A 19,126-nucleotide genomic window follows, 5' to 3' on the forward strand; every position below is an offset into this window, starting at 1 on the left:
GTAAAAAAGATTCCCGGTCGGCGACCGGGTAAGTGACATGCCGGGCGGCATGCCGGAGCGTTCAGGCCCGGCGCCCGGTGCGCCGCTGCTTCAGCGCACGCACCGGATCAAGCTACAACCTTCAGACCGTCTTCTTGGCCGAGGCCGAAGCGGCAGCCGAGCGCGACGCTTGGGCCGCAGCCTTGCTCGCAGCAGCGGTGGCGGCGTTGAAGTTGCTTTCCGCCATTTCCACGGCTTGCTTCGTCGCCTTGTGGACCGTTTCGTAGGTCGTGTTGGCGGCGTTGATGGCCGACTTGATCACAGCGACTGCGGTTTCCGAGCCGGCCGGCGCATTCTTCGCGACGTTGTCGACGAGCGATTGAACCTTGCGGTTCTGCTCTTCGTAGTGGGCTTCGGCGACCTTCGCGAACTCAGCCTGGGTGGCCGAGGCGATTTCATACACATGACGGCCGTACGACAGCAGCTTTTCGGTCAGCGGCTGGGCATAGCTCGTTTGCAGGGCCAGGAATTCCTGCGCGTCCTTCACCGACAGTGCGCGCTGGGCCTGTTCCTGCGATTCCGCCAGATTCGAGCGGACGGCCTGAAGATTCAATTCGACGAGCTTTTCCACGCCTTCGAATGCCTTGCCGGTGAGGCCGAACAGCGTTTCGAGGTTGGCTTTCTGGGCAGCGGCGAATTGCTCAGGGGTCAGCAGACTCATGTTTACGCTCCTGTATGTCGGCGGCCTTCGTGGGTCGCCTGAAGTAAGTGGCACGGCGCTGGTGCTCTGTCACTCGCTTTGTGCGTCGCAACATTGATTCGATTTTAGGATGCCCCAGAAGAAAGTCAAGGCTTTTTGGTGCGTCGCACAATGTCGATAATTTATTATTAAACAATCACTTATGCCCGACGCATGGCGCAACCGCGACAACGCGCCAATGCCCCGTTGCGCGGGGTTCGCTGCGAGTTGGGGGAGGCTGCGCGAAGGGTGGGGCAAGCGCGCAAAGGCGGGTTCTGGCAAGATGCGGCATGGATCGCGTGAGAGCGCCTATAGGATTTCACCTGGGTGCGTCCACCGAATTCCTGGATGGAACGTTAATGATCCATTGCGGTCGAACGCGCGTCGCGCGGCACGGCGGCACTGGTAGTCAGACAAATCTCACCTGTTTTTTCCTCAGTTCAAGTTCCTACGACGAACGCCGTTAACGCAGCAAGCGCATTTTGCGTGTGCCGCAAACGTTTTCAGCAAGCGGCGTCGCGGCGAGAGGAGTGCCTTGGCAATTGTCTGACTCCATCGAATGCGGGAAGTGCATTGGCCTGCTCAATCGAAGGTCATACTTCGGTTTAATGAGCGCCTATAAGTGCTTCAATTTGCGAATTTTTCGTGGTTTTACTACACTTGGCGAACGATCCCGCCGCTCCATCAAGAACACCAATGAAATCCGACAAGCTCCTGTCGTTCTCACTGATGCCGTCGTCGGTTATCAGCACCGCATTGTCGGTTGCTGTATCCGTCGCGATCGGTGCGACGCTCGTGGCGCCTGAGGGCGCCTTTGCTGCGTCGCAAGACGCTGCACCGGCCAAAACGGCCAAGGTGAATAAAGCCAGCAAGAAGGTTGCGAAGGCCGAGCCGGAAACGGCCAGGGCCAGCAAGAAGGCGGGCGCAACCCGTACCGTCGCCGCCAAGGAAGACGATGCGCGTCCGGTGGCCAGGAAACGCCGCGTCACTTATACGATGAACGGTCGCCACCACTCGGCGGTGCGCCGTGTCGCGTTCGAACCGCGCCAGCCGAGCGTCGGTCAGGCGTTCGGTTTGCACGATTCGCCCGACTCGCTGATGCTGCGCTCGGGCGTGGGGTACGTGGTCGACCAGAACACCCTCGAGCCGCTGTTCGACAAGAACTCGCACGCCGTCGTGCCGATCGCCTCGATCTCGAAGCTCATGACCGCGATGGTCGTGCTCGACTCGAAGGCGTCGCTCTCGGAACCGATCGAAGTCACGGACGAAGACCGCGACTACGAGAAGAACACGGGCTCGCGTCTTTCGGTGGGCTCGGTGCTCTCGCGCGAGGACATGCTGCATATCGCGCTGATGGCGTCGGAAAACCGCGCGGCAGCGGCTCTCTCGCGCTATTACCCGGGCGGTCGTCCGGCATTCATCGCGGCAATGAACGCGAAGGCGAAGCAACTCGGCATGACCGATACGCACTTCGAGAATTCGACGGGGCTTACGAGCCGCAACGTCTCGACCGCGCGTGACCTCGTGAAGATGGTGAACGCGGCGTACCAGTACCCGATGATTCGCCAGTTCTCGACCGATCGCAGCTACGACGTGTTCACGGGCAAGCGCAATCTTGCCTACAACAGCACGAATGCGCTGGTGCGCAATGCATCGTGGGACATCGGCCTGCAGAAGACGGGCTTCATCAACGAAGCGGGTGAGTGCCTAGTCATGCAGACGACGATTCACAACCGTCCGGTGATCATGGTCCTGCTCGATTCGAGCGGCAAGTACTCGCGCTTCGCGGATGCAACGCGCGTGCGCACGTGGCTCGACAATGGCGGCGCCGACCAGCAGCCGCGCATTACGAGCGCCGACGCAGGCGGCGCTGGGACCTAGATCTCAGCTTTTTCGGAATTACTCGACAAACGCCCCGCAACTGCGGGGCGTTTTGCTTTCTGGTGCGTGCCGTTCGTCCGATGTCGATACGTGAGGCACGCGGCAAGCCAAAAAAAAGCGGAGGGCACGCCTCCGCTCTTCTCGATTCTGCTGCGCCCTGCCTTCAGGCGGGCTGCGCGTTGCCTTCAGCAGGCTCCGGGTGATAGCCGAGCGACTCTGAAATCGTCAGCGCCGTCTTGCTCAACTGGCCGAGCCACGAATCCTGCAGGCGATCCGCGGGCGCCGAGAGCGAAAGACCTGCCACCAGCTTGCCGGTGTCGTCGTAGATGCCGGCAGCGATGCAGCGCACGCCCAGTTCGAGCTCTTCGTTATCACGTGCGCAGAATTGCTGGCGTACGTGAGCGAGTTCGCGCTCGAGGCGTCCGAGGTCGGTAATGCTGTTGCGCGTGTGGCCCGACAGGCCGGTGCGTGTGGCGTACGCGCGCACGCGGTTCGCTTCGTCGGCGGCAAGAAAGAGCTTGCCGACCGAAGTGAGGTGCAGCGGAGCCCGGCCGCCAATGGCGCGTACCACCTGCATGCCCGAACGCTCCGAATAGGCGCGTTCGATATAGACGATCTCGTCGCCCTGACGCACGGAGAGGTTGACGGTCTGGCCCGTGAGACGGTGCAGTTCGCGCATCGGCGTAAGCGCCGCGTCACGTACCGAAAGCCGCGCTTTCACGAGGTTGCCGAGTTCGAGCAACCGCATGCCGAGCCGGTAAGTGCCGGGATCGGAGCGGTCGACGAGACGGCAACTCACCATATCGTTCAGGATGCGGTGCGCAGTCGAAGGATGCAGTTCGGTGCGCTGCGCAAGCTCCTTCAGGCTGACAGGGTCGCTGTGCGCGGCCAGCGCGTCCAGCAGGCGCATCATGCGCTCGATCACCTGAATCGAGGTCTTCGGATCTGGATGGGTGTCGCTCATGAGTTCAGATTCGTTTGACGCGTGAGGCGGAAAATGCATTGTATCTCGTATCGTGAAAAAAGTAAGCGCCAGGACCAAGGCTCGCGCTGCACTGCGGCATCGCGGGCGGCCGGCGTGGGCGATGCCGACCGGCGTTGGTCACGGCGACGAAACAGCGGATAATCGGGGACGGTTTTCACGAGGAGTCCCCATGCGAGTCGGCTTGTTCGTCACCTGCCTCATCGACACGATGCGTCCGGAAATTGGTTTTTCGACGCTCAAATTGCTCGAAGAGGCGGGCTATGAAGTGGTCGTGCCGTCCGCACAAACCTGCTGCGGCCAGCCGGCCTACAACTCCGGCGAGCGCGCCATTGCGCGCGATCTCGCGGAAAAGACGCTGCGCGAATTCGAGCAGTTCGACTATCTCGTCGTCCCTTCGGGTTCGTGCGGCGGCATGATCCGCGTGCACTACGGCGATCTGTTTCGCGACGACCCGGAATTGATGGCGCGCTATGGCAAGTTGCGCGAGCGCGTCTACGAACTCACGGATTTCCTCGTGAACGTCGCAAAGGTCACGCTGCCGCAAGGGGAGTTCAGCGGACCGGTGACCTATCACGACTCGTGTTCCGGGCTGCGCGAACTTGGGGTCAAGGCGCAGCCGCGCGCGTTGCTCGCCCAGCGCGGCATCGAAGTGCGCGAGATGAAGGACTGCGAGCACTGCTGCGGCTTCGGCGGCACCTTTGCGGTGAAGTACGGGGACATCTCTACAGCCATTGCAGACGAGAAATGCGCGAACGTTCAGGCGAGCGGCACGCGCGCGGTGGTGCTCGGCGACCTTGGCTGCATGTTGAATATCGAAGGGCGTTTGCGCCGCACCGGCGACACCGCCACGCGCGTGCTGCACATTGCGCAAGTACTGGCCGGCGACGTGTGACGCGCCGCCGGCTGCCGCCGCTCGTTTCGCACGGCATGTGCATCTAGACGCAAAACTCAGCCCCAGACCTCGCCGAACATCGCTCAACCTCGCCCTCACGCCATGCAAGTCCAATCGATGCAGTTCAAGGCGCGCGCCGGTCAGAAGCTGGCCGATCAGCGTCTGCAGCACAACCTCAAGAAGCTCTCGACCAAGTTCGTCTCGGCGCGCGCCGAGGCGATCACCGCGATCGATTTCCCCGCCACGCGCGCGGCACTCAAGGCGCGGCGCAACCGTGCGCTCGAAAATCTCGACGTCTGGCTCGAGCAGTTCGAGACCGAGGCGACGCGGCGCGGCGTGACCGTCCTGTACGCGGAAACGGCGCAAGATGCGGCGAAGTTGGTCGCGGACATCGCGCGGCGCCACGACGTGCGCAAGGTCATCAAGACCAAGTCGATGGTCTCGGAGGAGATGCGGCTCAATACGGTGCTCGCGGAGATGGGTGTGCAGTCCATCGAGACCGATCTGGGCGAGTACATCTTGCAGATCAACGACAACGAGCCGCCGAGCCACATCATTGCGCCGGTCGTCCACAAGGACAAGGACGAGATCGCCGATCTCTTCGCGAAGACGCACGACAAGCCGCGCCTGACCGAAATCCCCGACATGACCCGCGAGGCGCGCGAAGTCCTGCGCCCGCATTTTCTTTCGGCGGACATGGGCGTGACGGGCGGCAACTTCCTCGTCGCGGAAACCGGCTCGGTCGTGCTGGTCACCAACGAGGGCAACGAGGGCATGTGCACCGTGATGCCGCGCGTGCATGTGGCGGTGACGGGCATCGAGAAGGTGCTGCCTACGCTCGAAGACCTCGCCACCGCGATGCGTCTGTTGCCGCGTTCGGCAACGGGGCAGGCCACGTCGAACTACTTCTCGGTTCTCACGGGCCCGCGTGGACCCGAGGACCAGGACGGCCCCGAGCACATGTACGTCGTGCTCGTGGACGGCGGCCGCACCGGCCTGATCGGCGGCGAATTTCAGGAGATGCTGCGCTGCATCCGTTGCGGGGCGTGTATGAACCACTGCCCGGTCTATCAGAAGGTGGGCGGCCACGCGTATGGCTGGGTCTACCCCGGTCCGATGGGCTCTGTGCTCACGCCAGGCTACGTCGGCATCGAAAAGACACTCGATCTGCCGCAGGCCGCTACGCTGTGTGGCGAATGCAATAGCGTCTGCCCGGTGGGCATCCCGCTTTCGGACCTGCTGCGCAAACTGCGCGAGAAGCAGACGGAGCGGCATCTGCGTCCGTGGCGCGAGCGCGCGGCGCTGGCAGCCTGGGGCTGGCTCGCGCTACACCCAACCGCGTACGCGCTGCTCACCAAACTCGGGGTGCGGATACTCGAGCGCATGGGCGGGCAGACAAGGCTCATTCGCAAGCTGCCATTCGCGCGCGGCTGGACCAACGGACGCGACATGCCCGCACCGGTCGGGCGCACGTTTCGCGAGTTGTACGCGGCACGGCACACGCATCTGGACACGACAAGGCGCCCCGAACAGGCCTGACACTCCCAGATCGGTCAAGTCCAGGTTGCCGACTATTTAAGCTGGCGCAACAGTGTGTTCGTCCGGACCGGGTTTTTCCTGATTGCGACTCTCTATATCATCTCGACTGGCGATAGTGCGTCCGCACCTGTCGCTTCACAGTCGATAGAGAGTCGCATCATGAGAAAGAAAATAACGGTGTACTGGCCGCTGGCGCTGATCGTGCCGCTCGCGGTGATCGCATGGATCCATGCATGGAAGACCGCCGAGCAGCAAATGCCGCTCGCCGCCGATCAGGTTACGGCAGAACTCGCGCGCGCCGTGTCTTATGGTCTCGTGGGCAGCGAAGGCAAGACGCCGGTGAAGGCGATGAACGGCATCGCGACGCTGCCGCGCTCGAACGCGATCTGAGGATCGCGCTGGCGCCAACGCGCCGCGCAGCGTGTACCTCGTGCGCTTTGTATAATTTGAGATTCGCCGTCGCGCGCTGAACGCCTCTCGCTGCCCAGCCCCCACGAATGAAAAAGGTTTCCGTCTGCTTCGTTTGTCTTGGCAATATCTGCCGCTCGCCCACGGCCGAGGCCGTGATGCTGCGTCTCGTCGACGAGGCGGGGCTGGCCGGGCGCGTCGAGATCGATTCGGCAGGCACGGGTGACTGGCATATCGGCGAGGCGCCGGACGAGCGCGCCCAGCGCGCGGGCGGTCTGCGCGGCTACGCGCTCGCGGCGTTGCGCGCCAGGCAGATCGCCGCCGACGATTTTCGCCGTTTCGACCTGATCGTGGCGATGGACGACGCCAACGTCACCGCGCTTCAGGGCGTCTGCCCGGCGAGCGAGCGCGACAAGATCCGCCTGCTGATGGAATTCGCGCCGCAGGCGGAAACGCGCGTGGTGGTCGATCCCTATTTCGGCGGCGACGCGGGCTTCGAAATGGTGCTCGATCAATGCGAGGCCGCCTACGCGGGCCTGCTCGCCGCCTTGCGTCCGCAACTGGCGGATTGAGATGAGCGGCGCGAATCCGCCGAACGTGGAAATCGCGCCATTTTTTGCGATTCGCTGCGCACCTAATAACCCAGATCGCGACGTTGATACTTGACTAAACTAGTCATGTATTTATACTTGACGAAAATTGTCGAGAATTGCGGTTCCCATACATCATGAGACTCACCACCAAAGGCCGTTTCGCCGTCACGGCGATGATTGACCTGGCACTGCGCCAGGAGCAGGGCCCGGTGACGCTTGCGGGTATCAGCCAGCGGCAGCACATCTCGCTGTCGTACCTCGAACAGCTGTTCGGCAAGCTGCGCCGTCATGAAATCGTCGAATCGGTCCGTGGGCCGGGCGGCGGGTACAACCTCGCGCGCCGCGCGGAGGACGTCACGGTCGCGGACATCATCATCGCCGTGGACGAGCCGCTCGACGCCACCCAGTGCGGCGGCAAGGGCGCCTGCGAGGGCACCAAGCAGCACGACGGCCACTGCATGACGCACGAACTCTGGTCGACGCTGAACCAGAAAATGGTCGAGTACCTCGATTCGGTGTCGCTCAAGGATTTGGTGGACAAGCAGCGCGCCCGCGAAGGCGCCGCGCCCGCCGTCCTGCGCGATCGCCGCACCGAGGCGCCGGCGGTGGAGCCGGTCAGGGCGATGCCGCTGGGTCCGAACTCGATCTTCAACATGGCGGGTTCGTAAGTCCTTCGAGCGCCGCCAGAAAGCCGCAGTTGGCAATACACAGTACAGCGCAGCACACAAGATTCCCCGGAGCGATAGATGAATAACGACATTCCCCACCTGCCCATTTACATGGACTACAGCGCGACGACCCCCGTCGACCCGCGCGTGGTGGACAAGATGATTCCGTATCTGCGCGAGCAGTTCGGCAATCCGGCGTCGCGCAGCCACGCCTATGGCTGGGATGCGGAGCGCGCCGTCGAGGAAGCGCGCGAGCAGGTCGCCGCGCTCGTCAACGCCGACCCGCGCGAAATCATCTGGACCTCCGGCGCGACCGAATCGGACAACCTCGCGATCAAGGGTGCCGCGCACTTCTACAAGAGCAAGGGTAAGCACATCATCACGGTGAAGACCGAGCACAAGGCCGTGCTCGACACCTGCCGCGAACTCGAGCGCGAAGGCTACGAAGTCACGTATCTGGACGTCAAGGACGACGGCCTGATCGACCTCGAAGCGTTCAAGGCCGCACTGCGCCCCGACACGATCCTCGTTTCCGTCATGCACGTGAACAACGAGATCGGCGTGATCCAGGACATCGCGACGATCGGCGAAATCTGCCGCGAAAAGGGCATCATTTTCCACGTCGACGCTGCGCAATCGACGGGCAAGGCGCCCATCGACCTGCAAAAGCTCAAGGTCGACCTGATGTCGTTCTCGGCGCACAAGACCTACGGCCCGAAGGGCATCGGCGCGCTGTACGTGCGCCGCAAGCCGCGCGTGCGCATCGAAGCGCAGATGCACGGCGGCGGCCATGAGCGCGGCATGCGCTCGGGCACGCTGGCCACGCACCAGATCGTCGGCATGGGCGAAGCGTTCCGCATCGCGCGTGAAGAGATGGCCACGGAAAACGAGCGCGTGCGCATGCTGCGCGACAAGCTCCTGCGCGGCCTGAAGGAAATCGAAGAAACCTACGTGAACGGCGACATGGAACAGCGTGTCCCGCACAACCTGAACATCAGCTTCAACTTCGTCGAAGGCGAGTCGCTGATCATGGCGGTGAAGGACGTGGCGGTGTCGTCGGGTTCGGCGTGCACGTCCGCATCGCTCGAGCCGTCGTACGTGCTGCGCGCGCTCGGCCGCAACGACGAACTGGCGCACAGCTCGATCCGCTTCACGGTGGGCCGCTTCACGACGGAGCAGGACGTGGATTACGTGATCAACCTGCTGAAGACGAAGATCGCCAAGCTGCGCGAGCTTTCGCCGCTGTGGGAAATGCATCAGGACGGCATCGATCTGTCGACCATCCAGTGGGCAGCGCACTGAGCCAGGCGGCGAAGTCAGCAGCGAACAACGACCCGGCCGCAGCGCAAGAGCAGTCAACTATCAGTCAACTGCGTGCAGCGCGGCAAACACGAATTGAAGGAGTGTGATCATGGCATATAGCGACAAGGTTCTGGACCACTACGAAAACCCGCGTAACGTCGGCTCGTTCGCCAAGGACGACGACGCAGTGGGCACCGGTATGGTCGGCGCGCCGGCGTGCGGCGACGTGATGAAGCTGCAGATCCGCGTGGGCGCGGACGGCGTGATCGAAGACGCGAAGTTCAAGACCTACGGCTGCGGCTCGGCGATCGCGTCGAGTTCGCTCGTGACCGAGTGGGTGAAGGGCAAGACGCTCGACCAGGCGCTCGACATCAAGAACACGCAGATCGCCGAAGAACTGGCGCTGCCGCCGGTGAAGATCCACTGCTCGATTCTCGCGGAAGACGCGATCAAGGCAGCGGTTGCCGACTATCGCCAGCGTCACACGACCGAAGCGAAGGCCGACGCGGCGTAAAGCGCAGCGCTGCGGCGTAGTAGAGGCAGGACGGCGCCGGACCGGAAAGTTCGGTGCTCTGGACTAACGATTCTGGATGCAGCAGGGTTGCGTCGCGACGCGAGGGAAGGCGAGAGCCCAACTGGCGGCGCGAGGCGCGGCGAAGATGCTATGGCAATTACGTTGACTGAAAAAGCGGCACAGCACGTGCAAAAGTACCTGACCCGTCGCGGCAAGGGCGTGGGCCTGCGTCTTGGCGTGCGCACCACGGGCTGCTCGGGCCTCGCGTACAAGCTCGAGTACGTCGACGAACTCGCGCCCGAGGACAACGTCTTCGAGAGCCACGGCGTGAAGGTCATCGTCGACCCGAAGAGTCTCGCCTATATCGACGGCACGCAGCTCGACTTCGTGCGTGAAGGCCTGAACGAGGGCTTCCGGTTCAACAACCCGAACGTGAAGGACGAGTGCGGCTGCGGCGAGTCCTTCCGCGTTTGAGCCCGCGTCGAGCGGTGAAAAGGCGGCCTGTGCCGCCTTTTTGATTTTGACGGCCCGCTGGTTGGCCCTCTCAGCCCTTCACAGCTCCACAAGAACGTTCCAGCCGATGAACACGCCTTCCACGCCTTCCCGGTCGCTCTCCGACAGCCACTTCGTGCTGTTCGGCCTGCCCGAGCAGTTCGCGATCGATGCGAACGCGCTCGACCATGCCTACCGCACGGTGCAGGCGCAGGTGCATCCCGACCGCTTCGCCGCGGCCGGCGAAGCGCAAAAGCGCATCGCCATGCAATGGGCCACGCGTACGAACGAGGCGTATCAGACGCTGCGCGATCCGCTCAAGCGCGCGAAGTATCTGCTGCATCTGCGCGGCATCGACGTTGGCGCGGAGAACAATACCGCGATGGAGCCCGCGTTCCTCATGCAGCAGATGGAGTGGCGCGAGGCGATCGAAGACGCGGTCGGCGCGAAGAACGTCGATGCGCTCGATGCACTCGCGGGCGAGCTGCGCGACGACGAACGCGTGCGCTTCACGAAGCTCGCTGCGCTGCTCGACAGCGGCTCGAATCAGCCCGCAGCCGAGGCCGTGCGCCAGCTCATGTTCATCGAGCGCGTGGCGGGCGAAATCGACTCGCAGATCGAGCGGCTCGAAGGCTGAAACCGGGCGCGCAAACGCATATCGGGCGCCTGGCGCCCATCAGGTTAAAAAGCAGATCACACAGATGGCCTTACTGCAAATCTCCGAACCCGGCATGGCGCCGGCGCCGCATCAGCGGCGACTCGCCGTCGGCATCGACCTCGGCACGACGAACTCGCTGGTCGCCGCGGTGCGCAGCGGCGTGCCCGACGTGCTGCCCGACGAAGACGGGCACGTGCTGTTGCCCTCCGTCGTGCGCTATCTCGCGAACGGCGGCCGCCGCATCGGCCGCACGGCGAAGGCGCAAGCCGCGACCGACCCGCGTAACACGATCGTGTCGGTCAAGCGCTTCATGGGCCGCGGCAAGTCCGAGGTCGAAGGCGCGGCCAACGCGCCGTACGACTTCGTCGACGCGCCGGGCATGGTGCAAATCCAGACGATCGACGGCGTGAAGAGCCCCGTCGAAGTTTCGGCGGAAATTCTCGCGACGCTGCGCCAGCGCGCCGAAGACACGCTCGGCGACGAACTCGTCGGCGCCGTCATCACGGTGCCGGCGTATTTCGACGAAGCGCAGCGCCAGGCGACCAAGGACGCCGCGCGTCTCGCCGGCCTGAACGTGCTGCGTCTGCTCAACGAGCCGACCGCGGCGGCGATCGCGTACGGGCTCGACAACGGCGCCGAAGGCCTCTACGCGGTCTACGACCTCGGCGGCGGCACGTTCGACCTGTCGATCCTCAAGCTCACGAAGGGCGTGTTCGAAGTGCTGGCGGCCGGCGGCGATTCGGCGCTCGGCGGCGACGATTTCGACCATGCGCTCTTTGCCTGGGCGCTGGAGCAGTCCGGTATCGAGCGTGCGACGCTCGCGCCCGAAGACGTGCGCCTGTTGCTCGACCGCGTGCGCGATGCGAAGGAAGCGCTCTCGTCCGCGCCCGACGCGCGCATCGAGGCGACCCTGTCGAGCGGCCAGCAGATCGCGCTGACGATCGACGAGCCGCGCTTCGAAGCGCTCACGCAAGCGCTCGTGCAGCGCACGCTCACGCCGACGAAGAAGGCGCTGCGCGACGCGAAGGTGGCGGCGAAGGACGTGAAGGGCGTGGTGCTGGTCGGCGGCGCGACGCGCATGCCCGTGATTCGCCGCGCCGTGGAGCAGCACTTCGGCCAGGCGCCGCTCACGAATCTGGACCCCGATCAGGTCGTCGCGCTGGGCGCTGCGATCCAGGCCGACCTGCTGGCGGGCAACCGCGGCGGCGAAGACGACTGGCTGCTGCTCGACGTCATTCCGCTGTCGCTCGGCGTGGAGACGATGGGTGGCCTCGTCGAGAAGATCATCCCGCGCAATTCGACCATTCCGGTCGCGCGTGCGCAGGACTTCACGACCTTCAAGGACGGCCAGACGGCCATGGCGATTCACGTCGTGCAGGGCGAGCGCGAGCTCGTCGCCGACTGCCGCTCGCTCGCCCGTTTCGAGCTGCGCGGCATTCCGCCGATGGCGGCGGGCGCGGCGCGCATTCGCGTGACTTACCAGGTGGATGCGGACGGCCTCTTGTCGGTGTTCGCGCGCGAGCAGCTCTCGGGCGTGGAAGCATCGGTGGTGGTGAAGCCGTCGTACGGCCTTGCCGACGACGACGTGGCCCGCATGCTCGAAGACAGCTTCAAGACCGCCGAAGTCGACATGCGCGCCCGCGCGCTGCGCGAGGCGCAGGTCGAGGCGCAACGCATCATCGAAGCGACGAACGCCGCTTTGGGCGCCGATGGCGAATTGCTCGACGACGCCGAGCGCGCGCAAGTCGATGCGCTGATCGCCGCGCTCGCACAAGTCGCGCAGGGCGAGGACGCGGGCGCGATCGAAGCCGCCACCAAGGCGCTGTCCGAAGGCACCGACGAGTTTGCCGCGCGCCGGATGGACAAGGGCATCAAGCGCGCGCTGGCGGGCAAGAAGCTCGACGAGATCGGCTAAAGGCGCGGCCAGGAGCGCGCCTGCAGCCTCAACAGCGTAAAGGCGAACGCGTCGTTAGCAAACGGCGTACGCGTGCGTGCTTTCCCGATGTGGCTGAGCGCGCACCGACAGTAGAATGGGCACATGCCGCCGTCGGAGGCGGGGCATGCGCCCGATATGAAAGTTATTGGATACGGAAATCACAATGCCTCAAATCGTGGTGCTGCCCCATGTCGAACTGTGCCCTGAAGGCGCGGTCATCGACGCCAAGCCGGGCGAGAGCGTGTGCGACGCGCTGCTCGAACACGGTATCGAAATCGAGCACGCATGCGAAAAGTCGTGCGCCTGCACGACCTGCCACGTGATCGTGCGCGAAGGTTTCGATGCGCTCGTGCCTTCAGAGGAAGACGAAGACGATCTCCTCGACAAGGCGTGGGGCCTCGAGCCGACGTCGCGGCTGTCGTGTCAGGCCATCGTGCCGGAGAACGACGACCTGGTGGTCGAGATTCCGCGTTACTCGATCAACCACGCGAAAGAAAACCACTGAGCCACTAAACACCAGGAGGAGCGCGCAGCCATGAAATGGACCGATACGCAGGACATCGCGATGGCCTTGACGGACACCCATCCCGAAGTGGATCCGCAGTACGTGCGCTTCACCGATCTGCACCGCTGGATCACCCAGCTCGACGGTTTCGACGACGACCCCGAGCGCTCGAACGAGAAGATTCTCGAAGCGATCCAGGCCGCGTGGATCGAAGACGCGGACTACTGATTCCCTGCACGCCCGGCAGGCAGACGAGAAAAAGGCGATTTGCCAGTACGGCAAATCGCCTTTTTTATTGCTCGTTCAGCGTCAGGGCAATCAGCCCGCGACCAACGTGCCGTTCTCCACACGCACGCGCTCGCCTTGCTGGAACGGCGGCGCTTCGTGATACGTGAAGTAGCGCATCTTGCCGTTCTCCATGCGCACGCGCACCGAATAACTGGTCGTGCTGCGCAGGTGTTTTTCGACCGAGTTGCCGGCGAAGCCGCCACCCAGTGCGCCGAGCAGCGTCATGGCCGTACGGCCGTTACCCGAGCCGAACTGGTTGCCGACCACGCCACCGGCTACCGCGCCGCCGACTGCGCCGATACCGGTGCCGTGGCCCTCATGCTTGACCTCGGAAATCGCGACGACCGTGCCACACGTCGAACAAGCGGGGTGGGCCGGCGGCGCTTCCTGTGCGTATTGCTGCTGCACAGGTTGCGCCGGCTGGGCAGGCTGCTGACCATACTGCTGCTGCGCCGGGGCGACGGGCACGGCCGCCTGCTGTTCAGGCTGTGCCGGCGCCTCTTGCGGCTCGGCGGGCGCATTCTGCCCGTTCTGCGCATACTGCGAGGCCTGCACCGGCTTCGTCGAGTCGACCACCTGCGGCTGTGAAGCCGTCATGGCCGTCTGACCCTGGGCGCTCTGTTCGGCGGTGCTGGAAGCTTTCGGGAAAACGCCGGTGATGGCCGCTGTGGCCGCAAGGCTCGCGACGATGACGGCTGCCGCCGCGGTTGCGATCAGCGGATGGAGGCGGCGTTTCGGTGTGGTCGGATCGGTTGTGTTCATGACAGGCTCCGTCTTTGGCAGAGTTGGCTCTCTTGTAAGAACCAGTTTGAGCCAATCCAGGTCTGTGAGCGTTTCATTTTGTAACCCCGCGCGATGGGTGCGGGCAGACGCCGAGGGCGTGATCGTCGGGCAGCGTTGCACAGCGCGGTTTTCCACGAGGGCGCAATCGACGTACCCGTCCCGGCCGCTGCGCTCGCCGGCAGATTTTACCGATGGTTACAAACGCATGCGCTGAAAGGCCCCAAAGAAACGGGGCGCATACGGTGTCAACCGCATGCGCCCCGTCATGTCAGGCAGGGGTCTGCTTAGTCTTCGCGGCGCAGATGCGGGAACAGGATCACGTCGCGGATGCTTGCGCTGTCCGTGAGCAGCATGATCAGACGGTCGATGCCGATGCCGCAGCCGCCCGTCGGAGGCATGCCGTATTCGAGCGCGCGGATGTAATCGGCGTCATAGAACATCGCTTCTTCGTCGCCGGCGTCCTTTTGCTCGACCTGCTTCTTGAAGCGCGCGGCCTGGTCTTCCGGATCGTTCAGCTCCGAGAAGCCGTTGGCGATCTCGCGGCCCGTGATGAACAGCTCGAAGCGCTCGGTGATGCCCGGCAGCGTGTCCGAGGCGCGCGCGAGCGGCGACACTTCGACGGGGTAGTCGATGATGTAGGTCGGTTCCCACAGCTGCGACTCGGCCGTCTCTTCGAAGAGCGCCAGTTGCAGCGAGCCCACGCCTGCGTTCAGGAAGGCCGGCTGGTTCGCGTCCACGCCGAACTTCTTGAGTTCCGTGCGCAGGAAAACGGCGTCGGCAAGCTGCTCGTTCGTGTATTGCGGCGCGTACTTCTGGATCGCCTGCACGATCGTCAAGCGATGGAACGGCTTCGAGAGGTCGAGTTCACGGCCCTGATACGTCAGCACGGCGGTGCCGCTCGCGTCGATGGCGGCCTGGCGGATCAGCTGCTCGGTGAAGTCCATGAGCCATGCGTAGTCGGTGTACGCAGCGTAGAACTCCATCATCGTGAATTCCGGATTGTGACGCGGCGAAACGCCTTCGTTACGGAAGTTCCGGTTGATCTCGAACACGCGTTCGAAGCCGCCCACGATCAGGCGCTTCAGATACAGCTCGGGCGCGATGCGCATGAACATCTGCATGTCGAGCGCGTTGTGGTGCGTGACGAACGGCTTGGCGGCCGCGCCGCCCGGGATCGGGTGCAGCATCGGCGTTTCGACTTCCATGAAGCCCGAGTCGGCCATGAAGCGGCGCACCGAGGAAATCGCCTTGGTGCGCGCCTGGAAGGTCTGACGCGCTTCCGGCGTGACGATCAGGTCGACATAGCGCTGGCGATAGCGCATTTCCTGGTCGGCGAGGCCGTGGAACTTGTCGGGCAGCGGGCGCAGCGCCTTCGAGAGCAGACGCAATTCCGTGCAGCGCACCGAAAGCTCGCCCTTGTTGGTGCGGAACAGCACGCCCTTGGCCGCGACGATGTCCCCGAGGTCCCACTTCTTGAACGCGTCGTAGGTGGCCTCGCCCACGTCGGCGGGCGTGATGAAGAACTGGATCTGGCCCGAGCCGTCGCGCACCGTGGCAAAGCTTGCCTTGCCCATCACGCGCTTGAGCATCATGCGGCCGGCGATTGCCACTTCGAGCGGATTGGCCTCGAGCGCGTCCTTGTCGGTGTCGGCGTAATCGCGCGCCAGGTCGGCGGCGTGATGGGTCGGGCGGAAGTCGTTCGGATAGGCGACGCCTGCCTCGCGCAGCGCGCGCAGTTTCTCGCGGCGCTCGGCGATGATCTGGTTGTCGTCGAGTTCGGGCGCGGCGCTGGGCGCGTTCTGCTGGGTCGGTTCAGTCATGATGGCTCGGAGTTCTTTGATTCGCAGGTGTTTCGGCGAGTTTTCGGGGCTGCGGCCCCGGCATGGTCCTTCGCGGGACACGGCGCGCATCGCACGCAGATAAGCGGACTTCGGTTCCTGCTGCGCGTCGCACGCCTCGCGCTCGAAGCGGGCGGCGCAGCAGGAGAGGGCGGCATGCGGTGAACTGCTGCGCCCGCGGCGTGCGGCAAGCTTACACGCCCTGTTTCAGGCTCGCGCTGATGAAGGCGTCGAGATCGCCGTCGAGCACGGCCTTGGTGTTGCTGATTTCGACGTTGGTGCGCAGATCCTTGATGCGGCTGTTGTCGAGCACGTAGGAGCGGATCTGGTGACCCCAGCCCACGTCCGACTTGCCCGCTTCGAGCTTGTCCTGTTCCGACTGGCGCTTGCGCATCTCGGCTTCGTACAGGCGCGACTTCAGCATGGCCATGGCTTCGGCGCGGTTGCGGTGCTGCGAGCGGTCGTTCTGGCACTGCACGACGATGCCCGACGGGACGTGCGTGATACGCACGGCGGAGTCGGTCTTGTTGATGTGTTGACCGCCCGCGCCGGAAGCGCGGTACGTGTCGATGCGCAGATCGGCCGGATTGACTTCGATTTCGAACGAGTCGTCGATCTCCGGATACACGAACACCGACGAGAACGACGTATGACGCCCGCCCGACGAGTCGAACGGCGACTTGCGCACGAGGCGGTGAATGCCGGTTTCGGTGCGCAGGAAGCCGTAGGCGTATTCGCCTTCGACCTTGATCGTCGCGCTCTTGATGCCGGCCACGTCGCCTTCGGACTCTTCGAGCACTTCGGTCTTGAAGCCCTTGCGTTCGCAGTAGCGCACGTACTGGCGCAGCAGCATGGACGCCCAGTCGCAGGCCTCGGTGCCGCCGGCGCCGGCCTGGATGTCGATGAACGCGTTGTTCGGATCGGCCGGATTCGCGAACATGCGGCGGAACTCGACGTCGGCTACGCGCGCTTCGATCGCGTGAGCGTCGGTTTCGATGGCGACGAGCGTGTCCTCATCGCCTTCTTCGCGCGCCATTTCGAAGAGATCCTGGGTGTCGCGCGTGTCGTTCTCGATGCCGTCGAGCACGTGCACCACGCCCTCGAGCAGTTTCTTTTCCTTGCCGAGACCCTGGGCGTGCTTGGAGTCGTTCCAGACGTTGGGGTCTTCGAGTTCGCTGTTGACTTCGACGAGCCGTCGGGCTTTTACGTCGTAGTCAAAGATACCCCCGTAGCTCGCCCGCGCGCGTGCGCAGGTCCGCCAAAAGGGCTTCGATCGCGTTGAGACGTTCCGCTTCCATTTGTATCGTGATCCGGCGTGTAAAACATTGAATTATAGCCGATTGGACCCGGATCAAGGGCGGCGCGGGCGCTTCCGGCGGCCCGCGCTTTTCAGTGCAACGTGCAGTTCAAGGCGCGCTTAGAGCGCAGCGTGCTCCACCACGAGCTGCACGCGCGACACGCCATTCCAGGTGTCGCGCACGAGCCGATAGGCGACCGTGGTGTGCTGCGGCAGCGATTCGGTGTGATTGAACCAGATCGCGTTGAAGCGCTGGCGCCCGCGCAGCAGTTGCAGTTTGAGGTGCTTGTCCTTCACGAGCGCCTGCGAGGCCACCTCGAATTCCCCCGAAAACACGGGCGCCGGGAAGCCCTGGCCCCACACGGCGGCATCGAGCATCTCCACGAAATCGGGCGTGAAGTAGGCGTCTTCGAGATCGCCGTCGGTTTCGACGGTGCGCGCGAGCGCCTCTTCGGTGAGCCACTCGCGGCCCACGCGCTCGAAGGCGGCGGCAAAGCGCGGCACGTCGGCAGCGGCGATCGTCATGCCCGCGGCCATCGCGTGGCCGCCGAACTTCTGGATCAGACCGGGCTCGCGCTTGCTGATCAGATCGACCGCGTCGCGCAGATGGAAACCGGGGATCGAACGGCCCGAGCCCTTCACGAGCTCGCCGTCGTCGTCGGCAGGCGCGAAGGTGAACGAGGGGCGGTGAAAGCGCTCCTTGAGCCGTCCCGCGACGATGCCGATCACACCCTGGTGCCAGCTTTCGTTGAACAGCGTGAGCGTGGCCTTGCCTTGCGGATCGACGTCGGCGAGATCGGCGAGCGCCTGCTGCTGCATGCCGGCTTCGATCTCGCGGCGTTCGCGGTTCATGCCGTCGAGCTGCTGCGCAAGCTCCCAGGCGCGGCCCACGTCGTCGGTGGTCAGGCACTCGATGCCGAGCGACATGTCCGAGAGCCGGCCGGCCGCATTTAGGCGGGGGCCGAGCGCGAAGCCGAAGTCGAAGCCCGACGCGGTTTTCGCGTCGCGGCCCGCCGCGCGAAAGAGCGCGGCGATGCCCGGCTGCATGCGGCCGTTGCGCACGCGCTGCAAGCCTTGCGCGACGAGCACGCGGTTGTTGCAGTCGAGCTTCACGACGTCGGCGACGGTGCCGAGCGCGACGAGATCGAGCAGGCCGTCGAGACGTGGCTCGGGCTTGCCGTCGCTGAACGCGCCGCGCCTGCGCAGCTCCGCACGCAGCGCGAGCAGCGTGTAGAACATCACGCCCACGCCCGCGATGCACTTGCTCGGAAACTCGCAGCCCGGCTGGTTCGGGTTGACGATGGCGCGCGCGTCGGGGAGCGTGTCGCCGGGCAAGTGGTGGTCAGTCACGAGCACCTCGATGCCGAGCGCGTTGGCGGCTTCGACGCCTTCCACGCTGGCGATGCCGTTGTCCACCGTGATCAGGACGTCGGGTGGACCACCCTTGCGTTGCGCGGCGAGTGCGACGATCTCGGGCGTGAGGCCGTAGCCATACTCGAAGCGGTTCGGCACCAGATAGTCGATCTGCGCGCCGAACATGCGCAGGCCGCGCACGGCCACGGCGCACGCCGTCGCGCCGTCGCAATCGTAGTCGGCGACCACGAGCATGCGGCACTCGGCTTCGAGCGCGTCGGCGAGCAGTTCGGCGGCCTCGTCGAGGCCCTTCATGCCGGTGGGCGGAATGAGGCGCGCGAGGCCGGTTTCGATCTCGTCGGGCTGGCAAACGCCGCGCGAGGCGTAGAGGCGCGCGAGCACCGGATGCAGGCCGTGGCGCACGAGCGCTTCGGTGTCGGCGGGCGAGCAGGCGCGGGTGACGATTCGGGTCATGC

At 64.5% G+C, this 19,126-nt stretch carries 19 protein-coding genes; 13 read left to right on the forward strand and 6 right to left on the reverse strand.

Annotated elements, in window-relative coordinates; genetic code table 11:
• Nucleotides 1-121: 121 nt before the first annotated feature.
• Nucleotides 122-700, reverse strand: coding sequence for a phasin family protein (locus AB4Y36_RS10580; protein WP_069265519.1), 579 nt, complete (start codon nt 698-700; stop codon nt 122-124).
• Nucleotides 701-1,414: 714 nt separating this feature from the next.
• Between AB4Y36_RS10580 and pbpG the strand changes: the two genes are divergently transcribed.
• A complete protein-coding gene (pbpG, locus tag AB4Y36_RS10585) occupies nt 1,415-2,599 on the forward strand; it encodes a D-alanyl-D-alanine endopeptidase (protein ID WP_069265520.1) in 1,185 nt (394 codons plus the stop codon).
• A gap of 163 nt (nt 2,600-2,762) precedes the next feature.
• Here pbpG and AB4Y36_RS10590 read toward each other — a convergent pair whose 3' ends face one another.
• Entirely contained in the window at nt 2,763-3,563 is an 801-nt protein-coding gene (locus AB4Y36_RS10590) for an IclR family transcriptional regulator (protein ID WP_028210073.1), read from the reverse strand.
• 190 nt (nt 3,564-3,753) lie between these two features.
• On the opposite strand from AB4Y36_RS10590, the gene AB4Y36_RS10595 reads away from it, so the two are divergent.
• The 12 genes from AB4Y36_RS10595 to iscX all read left to right on the forward strand — a co-directional run bounded on the left by AB4Y36_RS10595 (nt 3,754) and on the right by iscX (nt 13,319).
• Nucleotides 3,754-4,476: a (Fe-S)-binding protein gene (locus AB4Y36_RS10595; protein ID WP_368682949.1), complete on the forward strand. Its 723-nt coding sequence runs from the start codon at nt 3,754-3,756 to the stop codon at nt 4,474-4,476.
• Between the two features lie 102 nt (nt 4,477-4,578).
• On the forward strand, nt 4,579-6,015 hold the full coding sequence (locus AB4Y36_RS10600) for a lactate utilization protein B (RefSeq protein ID WP_368617683.1): 1,437 nt from the start codon (nt 4,579-4,581) through the stop codon (nt 6,013-6,015).
• Between the two features lie 159 nt (nt 6,016-6,174).
• On the forward strand, nt 6,175-6,405 hold the full coding sequence (locus AB4Y36_RS10605) for a hypothetical protein (RefSeq protein WP_069265523.1): 231 nt from the start codon (nt 6,175-6,177) through the stop codon (nt 6,403-6,405).
• Between the two features lie 107 nt (nt 6,406-6,512).
• Complete coding sequence (locus tag AB4Y36_RS10610) at nt 6,513-6,995, forward strand: low molecular weight protein-tyrosine-phosphatase (RefSeq protein ID WP_368682950.1); 483 nt, start codon at nt 6,513-6,515, stop codon at nt 6,993-6,995.
• A gap of 155 nt (nt 6,996-7,150) precedes the next feature.
• Entirely contained in the window at nt 7,151-7,684 is a 534-nt protein-coding gene (gene iscR / locus AB4Y36_RS10615) for a Fe-S cluster assembly transcriptional regulator IscR (RefSeq protein ID WP_069265525.1), read from the forward strand.
• Nucleotides 7,685-7,762: 78 nt separating this feature from the next.
• Nucleotides 7,763-8,986: an IscS subfamily cysteine desulfurase gene (locus AB4Y36_RS10620; protein WP_069265526.1), complete on the forward strand. Its 1,224-nt coding sequence runs from the start codon at nt 7,763-7,765 to the stop codon at nt 8,984-8,986.
• 109 nt (nt 8,987-9,095) lie between these two features.
• Nucleotides 9,096-9,500, forward strand: a complete 405-nt coding sequence (iscU, locus tag AB4Y36_RS10625) for a Fe-S cluster assembly scaffold IscU (RefSeq protein WP_028216879.1) — start codon at nt 9,096-9,098, stop codon at nt 9,498-9,500.
• A gap of 150 nt (nt 9,501-9,650) precedes the next feature.
• A complete protein-coding gene (gene iscA, locus AB4Y36_RS10630; protein ID WP_028210067.1) occupies nt 9,651-9,974 on the forward strand; it encodes an iron-sulfur cluster assembly protein IscA in 324 nt (107 codons plus the stop codon).
• A 106-nt stretch (nt 9,975-10,080) separates the two neighbouring features.
• Nucleotides 10,081-10,629, forward strand: a complete 549-nt coding sequence (gene hscB, locus AB4Y36_RS10635) for a Fe-S protein assembly co-chaperone HscB (RefSeq protein ID WP_368617681.1) — start codon at nt 10,081-10,083, stop codon at nt 10,627-10,629.
• A gap of 64 nt (nt 10,630-10,693) precedes the next feature.
• Nucleotides 10,694-12,565: a Fe-S protein assembly chaperone HscA gene (hscA, locus tag AB4Y36_RS10640; protein ID WP_368682951.1), complete on the forward strand. Its 1,872-nt coding sequence runs from the start codon at nt 10,694-10,696 to the stop codon at nt 12,563-12,565.
• A 184-nt stretch (nt 12,566-12,749) separates the two neighbouring features.
• Nucleotides 12,750-13,091, forward strand: a complete 342-nt coding sequence (gene fdx / locus AB4Y36_RS10645) for an ISC system 2Fe-2S type ferredoxin (protein WP_069265529.1) — start codon at nt 12,750-12,752, stop codon at nt 13,089-13,091.
• A 30-nt stretch (nt 13,092-13,121) separates the two neighbouring features.
• Complete coding sequence (iscX, locus tag AB4Y36_RS10650; RefSeq protein WP_028204168.1) at nt 13,122-13,319, forward strand: Fe-S cluster assembly protein IscX; 198 nt, start codon at nt 13,122-13,124, stop codon at nt 13,317-13,319.
• A gap of 90 nt (nt 13,320-13,409) precedes the next feature.
• Here the strand turns inward: iscX and AB4Y36_RS10655 are convergent, their stop codons facing one another.
• From AB4Y36_RS10655 to recJ, 4 genes are all read right to left on the reverse strand, one after another.
• The gene (locus AB4Y36_RS10655; RefSeq protein WP_368682952.1) at nt 13,410-14,141 is read right to left on the reverse strand and encodes a glycine zipper 2TM domain-containing protein; all 732 of its coding nucleotides are present in this window, start codon (nt 14,139-14,141) and stop codon (nt 13,410-13,412) included.
• 305 nt (nt 14,142-14,446) lie between these two features.
• Nucleotides 14,447-15,982 carry a lysine--tRNA ligase gene (lysS, locus tag AB4Y36_RS10660; RefSeq protein WP_069265728.1) on the reverse strand — a complete coding sequence of 512 codons (1,536 nt, stop codon included), beginning with the start codon at nt 15,980-15,982 and terminating at the stop codon, nt 14,447-14,449.
• Between the two features lie 211 nt (nt 15,983-16,193).
• A protein-coding gene (prfB, locus tag AB4Y36_RS10665) for a peptide chain release factor 2 (protein WP_342945887.1) occupies nt 16,194-17,298 on the reverse strand; the annotation gives its coding sequence in 2 pieces (ribosomal slippage) (nt 16,194-17,216 and nt 17,218-17,298; 1,104 coding nt in all).
• 119 nt (nt 17,299-17,417) lie between these two features.
• Complete coding sequence (gene recJ / locus AB4Y36_RS10670) at nt 17,418-19,124, reverse strand: single-stranded-DNA-specific exonuclease RecJ (protein ID WP_069265531.1); 1,707 nt, start codon at nt 19,122-19,124, stop codon at nt 17,418-17,420.
• Nucleotides 19,125-19,126 lie beyond the last annotated feature (2 nt).

This window comes from Paraburkholderia sp. BR10936 (assembly GCF_040965735.1).
In the GTDB taxonomy this organism is placed as follows: Bacteria; Pseudomonadota; Gammaproteobacteria; order Burkholderiales; family Burkholderiaceae; genus Paraburkholderia; species Paraburkholderia nodosa_A.